The following is a 15,245-nucleotide window of genomic DNA, read 5'->3' on the forward strand; positions in this document are numbered from 1 at the left end:
ACTTGCGAGAGAAATGGGAGGGGAAAAACAATGATGCTTTTTAGAAAATCAATTAACGTCAGAGTTTTGTGGCCCCTGCTTCTTGCGTCTGGAACGGCTTTCGCCTGTTGCAGAAAGGCGCCTCCCCCTCCTCCGCCGGAAAAACCATTAAGTTCCGAAAAACCCTCATGTCCGGGGGACTCCTTGACTTCAGCGCTTTTTAGGGGCTTGGAACTTCCCTGCCCTAAAGCAGGCAAGGAACTGCCGTCAGATTACAACTCACTAACAAGAAAGGTTGATGGAAATATAGGGAAGAAGAACGGCCTTGTAGAAGCCGAGGAGCTTTTTCAAGAAGTTTTTGATAATCGTCCAGTATACCGTCCAGTCATTCAGGAATTGTATCGGGCCGGACTAGAGGATCCTCTCGAAGAACGGACTGAAATAAAAGATTACGTTTTGCGGCTTTTTAATAAATTTCGCCCTCAAACCGAACTGGACAAAGCTATTCTTCTATTTAGGGCAGTTATTCCTCCTTCCGAAAGTTTTGAGGTTGGGGGGGGCCCCTATTATGGACTTCGCACGGAAGAAAATGGGCTGGCTATTCCCTTCAATATGGAGTGGAACGCCCCTTTGAGGAAAAAACATGGTTCTCTTTTACCCAAGGAATTGATTGCGGCTTCTCCAGAAGAGAGAGTCGCGGTTTGCCTTGAATACAGCCACCTTTTGGTCTCCCTCCTTCGCGCCGCGGGAATTGAAGCCCACGCGAATGGAAAATCAGTCGGCCGCCATGTTTATACCATCGCTAACCTGGGAGGACAGAAATACAAATTGGACACGCTCAAAGGCAGCAAAGGCGTTGCTAGAAGAAAGCTCATAGAGATTCTTGGGGAACCGGATGCTTCCTGGCAAGTATTTTTTATTAATCCTAACGAAGAAACTGTACTCTTTGGCTCTAGGCGGATTGTTGAAAAAGAAATAAGGCGAAGGATTAAAGATCCAATTAAACAAGCAAAAATTTTGATCGTTTTTAAACAATCTCAACAATTGGTTTTCGAGCCAACAGTTACAGAAGCCGACACCGACCGAGAAAGCATTGCTGACCATTATAACTCCGAAGGAGTGGTACTCGCCGAGCAAGGAAAAATCCCGGAAGCGCTCGAAGCCTACGATAAAGCACTGGAAATTAATCCTGATTTTCTTAATGCCTGGATCAATAAAAGACTTGTGCGTCGTAAGCAAGAGAAAAAATAGCTGTAGCGGAAAGATGTTTTAAGCGGGCTAAAGAGCTGGGGCTGGATGCCCCTCGCCCGTAGGCTTGGACTTTGATAAATATTCTCTTTGCAAATTCAGTGCAAACCTTGTCAAGGAAGTCAACGATAACTTGTCTGGGAAATGGGAGGAGGAAAAGATGAATATTAATTTTAAAAAACCGACAGGTATGAGTCGGGCTTGGCGGGCGCTGTTTCTTGCGTCTTGTACAACTTTGGCCTGTCACAAAGGAGCGCCTCCTGCTCGCCAAGCAGAAAAGCCAAAAGCAGCCTTATGCCCAGGGGGCTCCCTGAGCGACGCACTTTTTGGGGGCTTGGGGCTGCCCTGTCCCAAAGCAGGCAAGAAACTGGCGTCAGATTACAACTCATTAACAATGAAGGTTGACGGAAACGTGGGGAAGAAGAACGACTTTGTAGAAGCCGAGGAGCTCTTTGAAGAGGTTTTCAACCATCGCCCAGCCTACCGTCCAGTCATTCAGGATTTGCACCGGGCCGGCTTGGAAGATCCCTTCGAAGAAAGAGCTGAAATAAAAGACTTTGTCCTTCAGCTTTTTAAAAAATTCCAGCCTCAGACCGAACTGGACAAGGCCATTCTTTTATTTAGGGCGGTTATTCCTCCCTCTCAAAGTTTTACGGTCAACGGCGTAAGTTATCGCGGGCTGACCATTAAAGAAGGCGGGCTGGCCCTCCCTCTCGATTTTGGTCTTCTTGCCCCCTTAAGAAGAAAATACGGAGATCTTTTGCCCAAAGAGTTAATCGGCTCGCCTCCGCCGGATCGGGTGGCGGCCTGTCTTGAATACAGCCATCTTTTGGTTTCTCTCCTTCGCGCTGCTGGGTTTGAAGCTCACACGAATGGAAAAACAGTCCCCTCCCATGCTTATACAATCGCTAACCTGAGAGGACAGAAATATAAATTGGACGCAGTAAAAACCGTTGTTGCCAGAAGAAATCTCTTAAAGATTTTGGGGGAAACTGATGCTTCATGGCAAGCATTTTTTATTAACCCTAACGAAGAAATTTTAACCTTTGTGCCGACTGTCGAAGAGAAAATAAGGAGAATGATTAAGGATCCAATTAAACGAGCAAAAATTTTGACCGTCTTTCAACAATCCCAACAACTAACTTTCGAACCAACGGCAACAGGCGCCGGCACTGACCGAGAAAGCATTGCTTTACATTATAACAACGAAGGAGCGTCACTCGCCGAGCAAGGAAAAATCCCGGAAGCGCTCGACGCCGTCAATAAAGCGCTGGAAATTGATCCTAATTGTGCTGCGGCCTGGAACTGCAAGGGGGCAACGCTTCAAAGACAAGGAAAGCTTACTGAAGCCCTGGAAGCCGTCAATAAAGCGCTGGAAATTGATCCTAATTTTGCTGCGGCCTGGAACGGCAAGGGGGTTGTCCTTCTCAAGCGAGAAAACCTCTCGGAAGCGCTGGGAGCCCTTGATAAAGCACTGGAAATTAATCCTAATGATGCTGAGGCCTGGAGCAATAAAGGGGCTGTCCTTTTCGCGCAAGGAAAACGCCCGGAAGCGCTTGAAGCTTGGCGTAACAAGGGAGTTGCGCTCGCCAAGCAAGGAAAATTCATTGAAGCGCTTGAAGCTTTCAATAAAGTGCTGGAGATTAATCCTAATTACGCTGAGGCCTGGCGCGGTAAGGGAATTGTCCTTGCCAAGCAAGGAAAGCTTACTGAAGCTCTGGAAGCCTACAATAAAGCGCTGGAAATTAATCCTAATTATGCTGATGCCTGGAACAATAAGGGAGTTGTCCTTGCCAAACAAGGAAAGTTCCCGGAAGCGCTTGAGGCTTTCAATAAAGCCCTGGAAATTAATCCTAATTATGCTGATGCCTGGAACAATAAGGGAGGGGGACTTGTCGCGCAAGGAAAACTCCCGGAAGCGTTCGAAGCCTACAATAAAGCGCTGGAAATTAATCCTAATGACGCTGAGGCCTGGAGCAGTAAGGGAGTTGTCCTTGCCAAACAAGGAAAGTTCCCGGAAGCGCTCGAAGCCCTCGATAAAGCTTTGGAAATTAATCCTAATTATGCTGAAGCCTGGAGCGGTAAGGGGGCTGTCCTTCTCAAACAAGGAAAGCCTACTGAAGCGCTTGAAGCTCTCAATAAAGCTTTGGAAATCAACCCCAACGATACTGTTGCCTGGACAGGAAAAGGAGTTACGTTTAAAAAACAAGGGAAATTAACTGAAGCGCTTGAAGCGCTCGATAAAGCCTTGGAAATTGATCCTAATCTTGCTCATGCCTGGTTCCATAAAGGAGATGTGTTTGCTAACCAAGGGAAATTAAATGAAGCAATTAGGGCTTACAATAAAGCCCTGGAGATTAATCCTAACGAAGCTGAGGCTTGGTTCAATAAGGGGAATGTGCTTAAAAAGCAAGGAAACTTAGATGAAGCGGAAAAATGTTTTAAGCGGGCGAAAGAGCTGGGGTTAGATGCCCCTCACCCTTAGGCTTGGAGTTTGATAAGCATCCTCTTTTTCGCTGCTCATGAAAGCTACCAAATTTAATTTCTCAATGCTATAATAACGGCGCAATAAGTTTCCTGGAGGATAAAATGAAAACTATCAATTGGGTCATTATGGTCGTCGTCCTCGCCGCCATCCTGGCGTTCGGCGTTTATTTCCTGCGCGGTTCACAACCGGCCGCCCCTATCCAACCGGTCGAGGAGCCCAAGCCGGTCGCGATCGTCGAGGTCAAGGCCGGCCTGCCCAAAGTCCTCACCCTCTACCAGCCCGAGGACGGGGAGTCGGACCTGGCGGTTTTTGTTTCGAATGAGTTGAATAAAGAGGCTCGGGGAACAGCGACCTTCCGGCTGATCAACGTGGAAGCCGAGCCGCAAATGGCCGAGTTTTATGGCGTGAGCGGCACTCCGGCCGTGGTCTTTCTGACCCCAGCCGGCCGTCTCTTCCGGAAACATGACGGTTATCTGGACAAAAAAGCGATCCTCGCTATTGTCGCCCAGATCAAAAACTAATCTTTTTTGCGCCGTCTCGTCCGCTTGATCGGGAGTTGGGCCCGCTCTTCTTTGATCTTCTGGAGCATCTCTTCTTTCCGCTCCTGCTCCGTCTCCAGCGCCTGCTCGAGCACTTCGGCCGCTTCTTCGTTGGAGATGATGCTCGCCACGTCAACGATATAATCCCCTTCATCAACCCGCTGGATGCGCACCCCTTTGGCGTAGCGCCCCTGGGCGGAGATGCCGCTCGCCTTTTGCCGGCTCATCGTCCCGCGGGCGCTGACAAAGAGAAGTTCGTCGCTCCCGTGGATGATCTTCATCTGGGAAACCGTGTCATTGTCGCGGAGCTTAATGGCGATATGTCCTTTGCCCCCCCGGTTCTGGGCGGAGAACTCGTCCAGTTTCATCCTCTTGCCGAAACCGCCGCGCGAGATGACTAGCAGGTCGCCGCCGTCGTTGAGGACGTCCATCGAAACGACCGCGTCCTTCTTTTGCAGGCGGATACCGCGGACCCCGGCCGCGGTCCGGCCCATCGGCCGGACAACTTTTTCCGAGAAGCGGATCATCAGACCGCTCTCCGCGCCAAGGATAACTTCGCGTTTGCCGTCGGTCTCCTGGACCCAGCGGAGCTCGTCCCCTTCCTTCAACTTGATGGCAATGATGCCGGAGCGGCGAATATTGGCGAAATCTTCTACCGGCACTTTCTTGACCATGCCGTTCTTGGTCGCCATCATCAGGAAAGATTTTTTCTCAAAGTCGCTGACCGCGACCGCGGAGGTGACCGACTCGCCCTGTTCCACCTGTAAAACATTAGCAATGGCCTGGCCTTTGCCGGAACGACTGGCCTCCGGCAGATCGTAAACCTTTAATTTATACACCCTCCCCCGGTTGGAGAAGAAGAGGACAAAGGCATGCGTGGAGGCGGTGAAAATATTCTCTATCTCATCCTCTTCCCGCGTGCTCATCCCGGCCACGCCGCGCCCGCCGCGCAGTTGTGACTTGAACGACGAGACCGGCACCCGCTTGACGTAACCATCGCGGGTGATCAGCACCGCCACTTCCATTTCCGGGATAAGTTGCTCGATGTTAACGTCCTCGGCCGGCGCGCTGATCTCGGTCCGCCGCTTGTCGCCGTACTTTTCCTTGACCTCGAGGAGCTCCTTCTTGACCAGGGCGAGGAGCTTTTTGCGGCTGGCCAGGATCTCCTTGAGCTCGCCGATCAGCTTTTTAAGCGCCTTCAGTTCTTCTTCGATCTTAAGTCTTTCCAGGGCGGTCAGGCGCTGCAGCTTGAGGTCGAGGATCGCCTGCGCCTGAATTTTGGAAAGATCAAATTTATCGATCAGCGCTTCGCGGGCATCATCGACGCTCTTCGACTTCTTGATCAGGTTAACGATCGCGTCGATATTGGAGACGCAGATAACCAACCCTTCCAGGATATGCGCTTGTTCTTCCGCCCGGCGCAATTCGTATTTTGTCCGCCGGGTCACGACCTCTTCGCGGTGCTTAAGGTACTCGGCCATCATCTCGCGGAGGTTGAGCAGTTTGGGCTGGCCGCCGACCAGGGCCAGCATGTTGACGCCAAAGGTAACTTGCAGGTTAGAGTGCTTGAAAAGCTGGTTGAGGACCACCTCGCGCGAAGCGTCGCGCTTCAGCTCAATGTAAATGCGCATCCCGTCGCGGTCGGATTCGTCGCGCAGGTCGGAGATCCCCTGGATCTTCTTATCCTTGACCAGCTCGGCGATCTGTTCGATCGTCTCCGCTTTGTTGACCTGATACGGTATCTCGGTGACAATGATCGCTTCCTTGTTGTTCTTGACCCGTTCCAGGTCGTAGCGGGCGCGCAGGGTCAGCAACCCCCGTCCGGTCGTGTACGCGTCGTTGATCCCCTGCCGGCCGCAGATCAGGCCGCCGGTCGGGAAGTCGGGCCCGGTCACGATTTTTTGTATGGCTTCGAGCGTCGTCTCCGGGTTATCCGCCAGCGCGACCAGGCCATCGATCACTTCGGTCAGGTTGTGCGGCGGGATATTGGTCGCCATCCCGACCGCGATACCGGAAGAGCCGTTGACCAGCAAGTTGGGAATGCGGGACGGGAGGACGAGCGGTTCCTGTAGCGATTCGTCAAAGTTAGGGCCAAAGTTGACCGTCTCCTTGTCCAGGTCGGCCAGCATCTCGACGGCGAGCTTGGAAAGCCTGGCTTCGGTATAGCGCATGGCCGCCGCCGAGTCGCCGTCGACGCTCCCCATGTTCCCCTGGCCATCGACCAGCGGGTAGCGGAGCGAAAAATCCTGGGCCATCCGGACCATCGCTTCGTAAACGGCCGAGTCGCCGTGCGGGTGGTACTTACCGAGGACTTCCCCGACGACGCGGGCCGATTTCTTATGCGGCTTGCCCGGCTGCAGTCCCAGCTCGTCCATGGCAAAGAGGATCCGGCGGTGGACCGGTTTAAAGCCGTCGCGCACGTCCGGCAAAGCGCGGCCGACGATGACCGACATCGCGTAATCGATGTAGGAGGTCTTCATTTCGTGCTCGATCGTCGTCGGCATAACGTTGGCCCGGAAGATCGGCTCAGTCGCCGGCTCGGCCGCGGCCGTTTCCTTGAACTTTTTTCTTCTGATCATACGTCTAACCTCTTGACATCTTTAGCGTGTTTTTCGATAAAGGCCCGGCGCGGCTCCACTTCGGAGCCCATCAGCACGGTGAAAATGTTGTCCGCCACTTCGGCGTCTTCCAGTTGGACCTGTAGCATGGTCCGCGTCTCCGGGTTAAGGGTCGTCTCCCAGAGTTGTTCGGGGTTCATTTCACCTAACCCTTTATAGCGCTGGAGGCTGGTCCCTTCCCGGCCGATCTCCTTCATTTTAGTCTCCAGCTCTTTGTCGGAGTGGAGCCAGTGCTGCGCTTTACCCTTCTTCAGTAAGTACAGCGGCGGTTGAGCGATATAAAGATGGCCGTTCTCGACCAATTCGCGGGCGTAGCGGTAGAAGAAGGTCATGATCAGGGTGCGAATATGGGCGCCGTCAACGTCGGCGTCGCAGAGAAGGATTATCTTATGGTAGCGCAGGCGCTTTTTCAGTTCATCGGGAGTTAACTCCACCTCCGACTCTCCGTTCCCGTCGCCTTTCAGGGCCGCGATGCAGCCGGGGCCGATCGCGGTGATCAGCGTCCGGATCTCGTTGTTGGCCAGGATCTTATCCAGCCGCGCTTTTTCCACGTTCAGGATCTTCCCCTTGAGCGGCAGGATCGCCTGGAATCGCCGGTCCCGCCCCTGCTTGGCCGAGCCGCCGGCGCTGTCCCCCTCAACTATGAAGACTTCGCATTTGGCCGGGTCCGATTCAGAACAATCGGCCAGCTTCCCCGGCAACATCGCCGTGTCGAGCGCCGATTTTTTCCGTTCCAGCTCCTGCGCCTTGCGGGCCGCGGCGCGGACCCGGTAAGCCAACAGCGATTTTTCGATCATCGCCCGGCCGGCCGCCGGGTTCTTGTCAAGGTAAAGCCCCAGCCCATCCGCCACGATCGAGTCGACCAGCCCCTTGACCTCGCTGTTCCCCAGCTTGGTCTTGGTCTGGCCTTCGAACTGCGGCGATGGAATGCGCAGGTTAATGACCGCGGTTAAACCCTCGCGCACGTCCTCACCGGCCAGCGCTTCATTCTCCTTCAACATATTGTTCTTTTTAGCGTATGAATTGATCGCCTTGGTCAGCGCCGATTTAAAGCCGACCAGGTGGGTACCCCCTTCCCTGGTCCGGATGCAGTTGACGTAAGAATAAACATTCTCGTCGTAATAATCTTTAAGGTGTTGGACCGCGACTTCGACAAAAACATTGTCTTTTTCCCCAGTGCAGTACGCGGGCGGAGCGTAGAGCGCTTCCTTCCCTCGGCTCAGGCTGGTCACGAATTCGACGATCCCGCCGTCATAATGATATTCTTCTTCTAATTTTTCTTTCTCGCGTTCGTCGGCCAAAACGATCGTCAGCCCTTTATTCAGAAAGGCCACTTCCTGCAAACGGTGCTTGGCGGTCTCAAATTCGAATTCAATGTCGTCAAATATGGTCTTGTCCGGGTGGAAAGTGACGGTCGTGCCGTTCCGCTCTTTATCCTTGGCGGGGGTGATCTTCTCCTTGCCCGGCTTGCCGGTCTCGAAACGCTGGTGGTACATTCGGCCGTCGCGGTAGATCTCCACTTCCATCCAGTCGGAAAGAGCGTTGACGACCGAGACGCCGACGCCGTGCAGCCCGCCGGAGACCTTGTAGACCGAGTCGCCGAACTTGCCGCCGGCATGGAGGGTGGTCAGCACTACTTCGGCCGCCGGCCGCTTGGTCTCCGGATGGAGGTCGAACGGGATGCCGCGGCCGTTATCCTCGACGCTGACCGAGTTGTCCTTGTGTATCGTGACGCGGATCTTGTCGCAGTGCCCGGCCAGCGCTTCGTCCACGCTGTTGTCGACCACTTCGTAGATCAAATGATGCAGGCCCGGTTTGCCGGTCGTGCCGATATACATCCCCGGGCGCATCCGGACCGCTTCGATCCCGCCCAGGATCTTTATTTTAGACGCGTCGTAATCTGAACCGCCCTTCCCCTTCGCCATTAATTTACCTCCATCGTTTTGAACTTAATGTCCCGGATGGCCCCTTCTCCGGCCAGCCTGTTGAATTTTTCGATCAGCTCTTTTTTGAGGTAAGTCAGTTCGCTTGCCCAGACGCTATTGGTCGCGGCCACATAGAGGACCCGCTCCTTGATCTTGACCGCGTCGGTGTGGCGCCGGAGGCGCTCGTCGACCACCTCCGCCCACAACGATGTTAGCTGGCAATTCTTGATCGCCGCGGCCACGCCGCTATCTAAACCTTGAATAATAGACGCGAGTCTCTGCGGCAATTAAGCTACCTCTTGTGTCCTGATCGGCATAACAATGTAGAGATAATCTTCGTTATCTTCCGGTTTGATGACGCCGGGGCTTAGCCCCTCACCCAGCTCCAGCACAACTTTTTCCTGGCCGATCACCCCAAGAACGTCCGTGATCAGCCGGACGTTGAAGGAGGCGCGCGCTTTTTCACTCCCCTTCACTTCGGCCGATAATAATTCGCTGACGCTTCCCACGTCGGGCGTATTGGCGGTAATGTTCATCTTGCCGCCTTTGACTTCGAAGGAGGTCACGTTAGCGGAGCCGGCTGCGATGACCGCCGCCCGCTCCGCCGCTTTCAGGAAATCCTTGTTGTTCAAAACGACCCTGGTCGCGCTCTTTTTCGGTATGACCTGCTTGTAATCGGGGAACTGCCCCTGGATCAAGCGCGAGACCAGGTAGTACTCTCCCAGCTTGAAACTGATCTGGTCGTTAGCGACCGTGACCTTGAGGGTTTCTTTATCGCTGTTCTCCAGCCTTTTGGCCAGTTCGACCAGGGCCTTAGAAGGAATAATGACGCTGGCCGCCTGGTCCCCCTTCACTTCGATCTTTTTCCCGCTCTTGGCCAGGCGATAGCCATCGGTCGCGACCAAGCGAATATTAGAGGTGTCTCCCGCTTGCCCGCTTTTCCCTATTTCCAGCAAAACACCGGTCAGAACATATTTATCTTCACTAGTCGAAACGGCAAAAATCGTCTGCTTGATCATTTCCGCGAAGACCTCCGGATCAACGGCAATGGTCTTCCCCTCCTTGACCTTGGGTAAGGAGGGAAACTCATCTGGTGGGAGTGAATTCAAGGTGAAGTGTGATTGGTTATAACTGATGCGCACGGTCCCGTTCTCACCTAATTTGACGCTGACGACGGCTTCCGGCAATTTGGCGACCAACCCGCTCAAGGTCTTGGCCGGCAAGAGGACCGCCCCTTCTTTCTCTACCTTGGCGTGAAGGTTCAGTTCCATTCCTATTTCCAGATTATTGGCGGAAAGTTTTAAACCTGATTTAACCGCTTCAAATAGGATGTTGCCGATGATCGGTAAGGTGCTGCGGGTCGCGACAATTTTCTCCACTGTATTCACTCCGGCCTGCAATTCTTTTTTCTCACAACTGAATTCCATGTACTAAACCCCCTTACCGGTTTTTATCAACAAGTTTTCTTTCCTATATTATTATAATATAAAAAAGATAGTAATAATAGAGGGCGTGGAAATGTTGATAAGTCGCTTTCTAGTTGACCGGACAAGAAAAGATTCCCCTCTTTCTCCACAGCCACTTGATAAATGTGTAGATAAGTTTACGGGACAGACTTCTACACAGGCGAGGCTGTGAACTTCTTAACGTTGGCCGTGATCATTTTTATGGCATCGGCGATCTCGGCCCGGGCTTTAAGCGCCTGCCTGATCTTTTCGCAGGCGTGGAGGACCGTGGTATGGTCGCGCCCGCCAAATTCGGCCCCGATCTTCGGCAAAGAGGCGGCGGTCAGGGTCCTGGCCAGGTACATGGCGGTCTGGCGGGCCAGCGCGATGTTCGCGGTCCGGATCTTGGCGGACAGGTCCTCGAGGCGGACGCCAAAATGCTCGGCCGAAGCCTTTTTAATGATATCAATGGAAATATTTAACCCCTCGCCGGCCGAGGTGGAGACATCTTTGAGTACCCGATCGACGAGCGGCAGGTCGATCTCGCTGTTATTAAGGGAGGCGAAAGCAACGACCCGGATCAGGGCTCCCTCGAGCTTGCGGATATTAGAGATGACCTTGCTGGCAATGAACGAGAGGATCTCGTCGGAGATGATGATGCCGCTCAAGTCGGCCTTCTTTTTCAGGATGGCGATCCTGGTCTCAAAATCAGGCGGCTGGATATCGGTGGTCAACCCCCACTCAAAGCGCGAGCGGAGCCGTTCTTCGAGCGTGGTCATCTCTTTCGGCGGGCGGTCGGAGCTGACCACGATCTGTTTGTTGGACTCATACAGGGCGTTGAAGGTGTGGAAAAACTCTTCCTGGGTCCGCTCCTTGCCGGCGATGAACTGGACGTCGTCGACCATCAGGACGTCGATGTTGCGGTATTTGTTGCGGAACTGGGTTGTTTTGTCGTCGCGGATGGAGTTGATCAGTTCGTTGGTGAAAGTCTCGGAGGTAGTGTAGAGGATCTTGGTGTTGGGATGCTTGAGCAGGACGCGATGGCCGATCGCCTGCATCAAATGGGTCTTCCCCAGCCCTACTCCGCCGTACAGGAAGAAAGGATTGTAGGCGGTGGCGGGACTTTCGGATACGGCCAGGGCGGCCGCGTGCGCGAAGCGGTTCCCATGCCCGACCACAAAAGTCTCGAAGGTATAGCGGGTATTGAGATACTGGTTGATCGGCTGCGGCGTCCGCTTGACCGGCGGGCCGGCCGGCTCAAAAAGCGGCGTCGTGAAAAGATCTTCCGAGCCGACGGCGAACTCGACCGTTAATAGCTCAGGGAGAAAAACGCGCAGTTCAACCTCGAGTAAGGTCACGCAATATTGCGAGAGCCACTCTTTAACTACCCGATTAGGGACGGCTACGGTAAAACGGCCGGCGGCCAGGCCGAGCGGCTTGGTGGATGAGATCAGGGCCTCGAAGATCGGCCGATTGAGGCTCTTCTCGAGCAAAGGGAGGACCTGATTCCAGATCGCATTGATATCAACTTCTGTCATGTGAGTTACTTTGAAAGGAAAATCAGTATATCACAAATAAATCACGATTGACAGGACGAGATAAAAGTCTGTATAATGAATAACAAGGAGAACAGCATGTCTACAAAAAGAACCTTCCAGCCCCACGCCAGAAGTCGCAAATCCACCCACGGTTTCCTGGTGAAGATGCGGACCAAAGGCGGCAAAAGGGTCATCGCCAACCGGCGCCGCAAAGGCAGGAAGCTGCTTGCTCCCAAATAGCGAGAGGATAAGTAGGAACCGCGAAATACAAGCGATCCTGAAAAGAAAACAGCTAACCTTTACCTCACCCCTACTCCGAATAGTTGCCGAACTAAATCAACTCAATACTCCACGGGTGGTGGTAGTTTGTCCCAAGTCGCTCGGTTCAGCGGTAACCAGAAACAGAATCAGACGGACTATCATTGGCTATTATGCCAATAATAGGCGTAAGATTGGGAAAAATATAGATATGGTAATGTTTCCAAGGGGGATGTACCCCGGCGAGGTCCAAGGCGAAGAGATCGAAAAGGCACTTAGGAAATGGGCTTGTTTAGCCGGGTAGTTATATATTTGTTGACTATATACCAAAAAGTGAAACCGAGAATTTTTGGCATGAGTTGTCGCTACTACCCGACCTGTTCCAGCTACGCCATTGAGGCGATCCAGAAGCACGGTTTAATTATTGGCTTATATTTGGCGTTAAAACGCTTAATAAGGTGCAATCAATATTTTCCTGGCGGGTTTGATCCGGTCCCTTGATCGATGTTCCACGTGAAACAGTTAATAAGGAGCTAAAGTGAACTATTTAGTTGATATGATGCTGGAGGTCCTCAAGTTCTTCTATGCGATAGGTGGTCACAACTACGGTTTAGCAATAATATGGTTGACTATTGCCGTTAATGTGGCCCTCTACCCCCTTACCTTATCATCTATACAACAGATGGCGGCAATGCAGAAGGTTCAGCCAAAAATTCAGGAATTACAGAAAAAGCACAAGGATGACCCAGCGGCCCTCCAAAAAGAGACGATGGGCTTGTATAAAGCTGAAGGCGTAAACCCCTTGGGGGGTTGTCTGCCGGTCCTTTTGAAGCTCCCTTTCTTTCTAACGCTATTTTGGGCGCTACAAAGCAAGGAGTTTACCGCTATTATTGGGACAAACGTCGGTTTTATCCCGGGATGGATCAACGACATCTCCAAGCCGGACCATCTGTTTATCTTGCCGATATTGATCGGCGTTAGCACCTGGCTATCGCAGAAGTCTATGCCGCAAGCGCCAGGACAAAGTCAAATGATGCTCTATTTTATGCCGATATTTATTGCTTTTATCAGTTATAACTTCGCGGCCGGGGTCCAGATCTACTGGATCGTTTCAAATATGATGGGTTGGGCCCAACAGGCCTATATTATGACGCAAAAGGTTAAAAGTAGGAGGGAATTATGAAAAATGTAGTTATGAAGGGAAAAAACGTTGACGACGCGGTTGCGGCGGCTTGTTCGGTCTTGGGGGTTGCCAAGGAGGCGGTCAGTGTCAGGGTGATTAGTGAGGGGCGGCCGGCGGTCATGGGGATCATTGGTGGAGCAGAGGCCGAGGTCGAAGTAGGGTTAAAGGAAGGCGCGGCGGAAGAAGCGAGGATAGCTCTTCAGGCGATTTTAGATAAGATGGAATTAATGGCCGCCGCTTCGATTGAATCGGAAACAGAAACGGACGTGACTTTAGATGTAAAGGGGGAGGATATCGCTCGGATCATCGGCAAGGAAGGGGCGATGCTTAAGTCGTTGGAAACGGTTGTAACAGCCATGGTCGGAAAGATAATGGGGGCCAGGGTTCGCGTTCACATAGACGCCGGCGGCTACCGGCAAAAGAGGGTCGATGTGCTGGAGAAACTGGCGGGGGAGGTCGTTGCCGAGGTCAAGGAGAGCGGCAAGGAGCGGGTTATGCCTCCAATGGAGCCAGCTGACCGCAGGGCAATTCATCTGTTTTTAAAGGACAATCCTGATGTTACAAGCGTTAGCCGTGGCGAGGGGAGAGACCGGAGATTAGTGATCGCCCCGAAGCAATAGGGCGTTCCACGTGAAACATTCACTCGATGATACTATCGCGGCGATCACTACGCCGCATGGGGTAGGGGCCGTCAGTTCGATTAGAATTAGCGGGCCGCGGGCGGTCGAGGCGCTTCAGGCGATTTTTAGGCCAACAAAGCATAGTTTTCCTCTAGAATCACACCATAATTACCACGGTTGGCTGTTTAACAAGGATAATAAGGTAGACGAAGTCGTAGCCGTTTATATGGCCGCCCCTAATAGCTATACTGGTGAAGATGTGGTGGAGATCGATTGCCATGGAGGCCTCCTATTAACCAGGCAAATCTTGGAGTTGATCATTCGCCAGGGGGTCAGACTGGCGGAGCCGGGGGAATTCACCAAGCGAGCATTTCTTAACGGTAAGGTTGGCTTAACAAAAGCAGAGGCGATCATTGATTTGATCAACGCCAAGACCGAAAGAGGGGTAGCTGGGGCGGCTAACCAACTAGCTGGCGGGATAGAAAGCGAGATCGCGGAGAGCAGAAAGAAGATAGTCGAAATACTGACTGGGATAGAGGCGACGATAGACTTTCCAGATGACGTAAATGGGTTAACTTTGGCAGAACTTGGAACACAGATCAAAAGGATCAGGGGGAGAGTTGAGGCGCTGCTAGCCACGGCAGACCTTGGCCGGGCGATCCGGGAGGGGTATAGGGTAGCGATAATCGGCCAACCTAACGTTGGCAAATCGTCGTTGCTGAACGCCTTGTTGGGGGCCGATCGGGCGATCGTCGATGATCTGCCAGGCACGACCCGGGACACGATTGAAGAGATCATCAGCCTTAACGGTATACCGGTGATCTTTATTGATACAGCCGGGATCCGGGGCGGAGTTGGAGGCGTTGAGGGGAAGGGGATAGAGAGGGCCAGAATAGCCGCGGAGAAGGCAGACCTATTGCTTTTGGTGGTTGATGCCAGTCAGGCAGACCCAAACAAAAACGAGGAAGGGGTAGGGCCTTCATCCGGCGTGCCGACAATCACAGTGTTAAACAAGATAGACTTGGTGAGCGCCGGTGCGACAGAAGAGGTGCGGGAGGGTAGAAAGACAATGGCGACATCGGCTTTGAATGGGCTGGGGATAACCGAATTAAAAGAGAAAATATTTCAGACCATAGTTGGGGATAAGGGGATAAACGGAGTGAATAAATCGTTCATTAACCTAAGGCAAGAAGAAAGTCTTATTCGCGCTAATGAGGCACTAATAAGGGCGGAAGGGGCCATATGCGCCGAAATACCCATAGAGGCACTGGCAATTGACTTAAAAGAGAGTATAATAGCCCTGGGTGAGGCTAATGGCGAAGAGGTCTCGGACGAGGTCATAGACCAGATCTTCAGCCAATTTTGTGTCGGGAAGTAGCCTGTGGATAAGGAGTGTGGATAACA

13 protein-coding genes are annotated in these 15,245 nt (G+C 52.6%); 8 read left to right on the top strand and 5 right to left on the bottom strand.

The window, feature by feature from the left end; genetic code table 11:
- Nucleotides 1-30 precede the first annotated feature (30 nt).
- From WC903_00645 to WC903_00655, 3 genes are all read left to right on the top strand, one after another.
- Complete coding sequence (locus tag WC903_00645; GenBank protein MFA5892464.1) at nucleotides 31-1,230, top strand: tetratricopeptide repeat protein; 1,200 nt, start codon at nucleotides 31-33, stop codon at nucleotides 1,228-1,230.
- 64 nt (nucleotides 1,231-1,294) lie between these two features.
- Entirely contained in the window at nucleotides 1,295-3,712 is a 2,418-nt protein-coding gene (locus tag WC903_00650) for a tetratricopeptide repeat protein (GenBank protein ID MFA5892465.1), read from the top strand.
- Between the two features lie 104 nt (nucleotides 3,713-3,816).
- Nucleotides 3,817-4,236, top strand: coding sequence for a hypothetical protein (locus WC903_00655; GenBank protein ID MFA5892466.1), 420 nt, complete (start codon nucleotides 3,817-3,819; stop codon nucleotides 4,234-4,236).
- On the opposite strand, the gene gyrA is transcribed toward WC903_00655, so the two are convergent.
- The 5 genes from gyrA to dnaA form a co-directional block, all read right to left on the bottom strand.
- Nucleotides 4,233-6,833: a DNA gyrase subunit A gene (gene gyrA, locus WC903_00660; protein ID MFA5892467.1), complete on the bottom strand. Its 2,601-nt coding sequence runs from the start codon at nucleotides 6,831-6,833 to the stop codon at nucleotides 4,233-4,235. The genes WC903_00655 and gyrA overlap by 4 nt on opposite strands.
- Nucleotides 6,830-8,797 carry a DNA topoisomerase (ATP-hydrolyzing) subunit B gene (gene gyrB / locus WC903_00665; protein MFA5892468.1) on the bottom strand — a complete coding sequence of 656 codons (1,968 nt, stop codon included), beginning with the start codon at nucleotides 8,795-8,797 and terminating at the stop codon, nucleotides 6,830-6,832. Before gyrB ends, gyrA begins: the two co-directional genes overlap by 4 nt.
- A complete protein-coding gene (locus tag WC903_00670) occupies nucleotides 8,797-9,084 on the bottom strand; it encodes a DUF721 domain-containing protein (GenBank protein ID MFA5892469.1) in 288 nt (95 codons plus the stop codon). The genes gyrB and WC903_00670 overlap by 1 nt, the downstream gene beginning before the upstream one ends.
- The gene (gene dnaN / locus WC903_00675) at nucleotides 9,085-10,224 is read right to left on the bottom strand and encodes a DNA polymerase III subunit beta (GenBank protein MFA5892470.1); all 1,140 of its coding nucleotides are present in this window, start codon (nucleotides 10,222-10,224) and stop codon (nucleotides 9,085-9,087) included.
- A 191-nt stretch (nucleotides 10,225-10,415) separates the two neighbouring features.
- Nucleotides 10,416-11,780 carry a chromosomal replication initiator protein DnaA gene (dnaA, locus tag WC903_00680; protein ID MFA5892471.1) on the bottom strand — a complete coding sequence of 455 codons (1,365 nt, stop codon included), beginning with the start codon at nucleotides 11,778-11,780 and terminating at the stop codon, nucleotides 10,416-10,418.
- Between the two features lie 96 nt (nucleotides 11,781-11,876).
- On the opposite strand from dnaA, the gene rpmH reads away from it, so the two are divergent.
- The 5 genes from rpmH (at nucleotide 11,877) to mnmE (ending at nucleotide 15,219) form a co-directional block, all read left to right on the top strand.
- Entirely contained in the window at nucleotides 11,877-12,020 is a 144-nt protein-coding gene (rpmH, locus tag WC903_00685; GenBank protein MFA5892472.1) for a 50S ribosomal protein L34, read from the top strand.
- Nucleotides 12,021-12,320: 300 nt separating this feature from the next.
- Nucleotides 12,321-12,539: a membrane protein insertion efficiency factor YidD gene (yidD, locus tag WC903_00690; GenBank protein ID MFA5892473.1), complete on the top strand. Its 219-nt coding sequence runs from the start codon at nucleotides 12,321-12,323 to the stop codon at nucleotides 12,537-12,539.
- A 55-nt stretch (nucleotides 12,540-12,594) separates the two neighbouring features.
- Nucleotides 12,595-13,221, top strand: coding sequence for a YidC/Oxa1 family membrane protein insertase (locus tag WC903_00695; protein ID MFA5892474.1), 627 nt, complete (start codon nucleotides 12,595-12,597; stop codon nucleotides 13,219-13,221).
- Nucleotides 13,218-13,841, top strand: a complete 624-nt coding sequence (gene jag / locus WC903_00700; GenBank protein MFA5892475.1) for an RNA-binding cell elongation regulator Jag/EloR — start codon at nucleotides 13,218-13,220, stop codon at nucleotides 13,839-13,841. Before WC903_00695 ends, jag begins: the two co-directional genes overlap by 4 nt.
- 10 nt (nucleotides 13,842-13,851) lie before the next feature.
- Nucleotides 13,852-15,219, top strand: a complete 1,368-nt coding sequence (mnmE, locus tag WC903_00705; protein MFA5892476.1) for a tRNA uridine-5-carboxymethylaminomethyl(34) synthesis GTPase MnmE — start codon at nucleotides 13,852-13,854, stop codon at nucleotides 15,217-15,219.
- The last annotated feature ends 26 nt before the right edge of the window (nucleotides 15,220-15,245 follow it).

Source organism: Candidatus Margulisiibacteriota bacterium (assembly GCA_041658645.1).
Lineage (GTDB): Bacteria > Margulisbacteria > WOR-1 > O2-12-FULL-45-9 > XYB2-FULL-48-7 > JBAZZV01.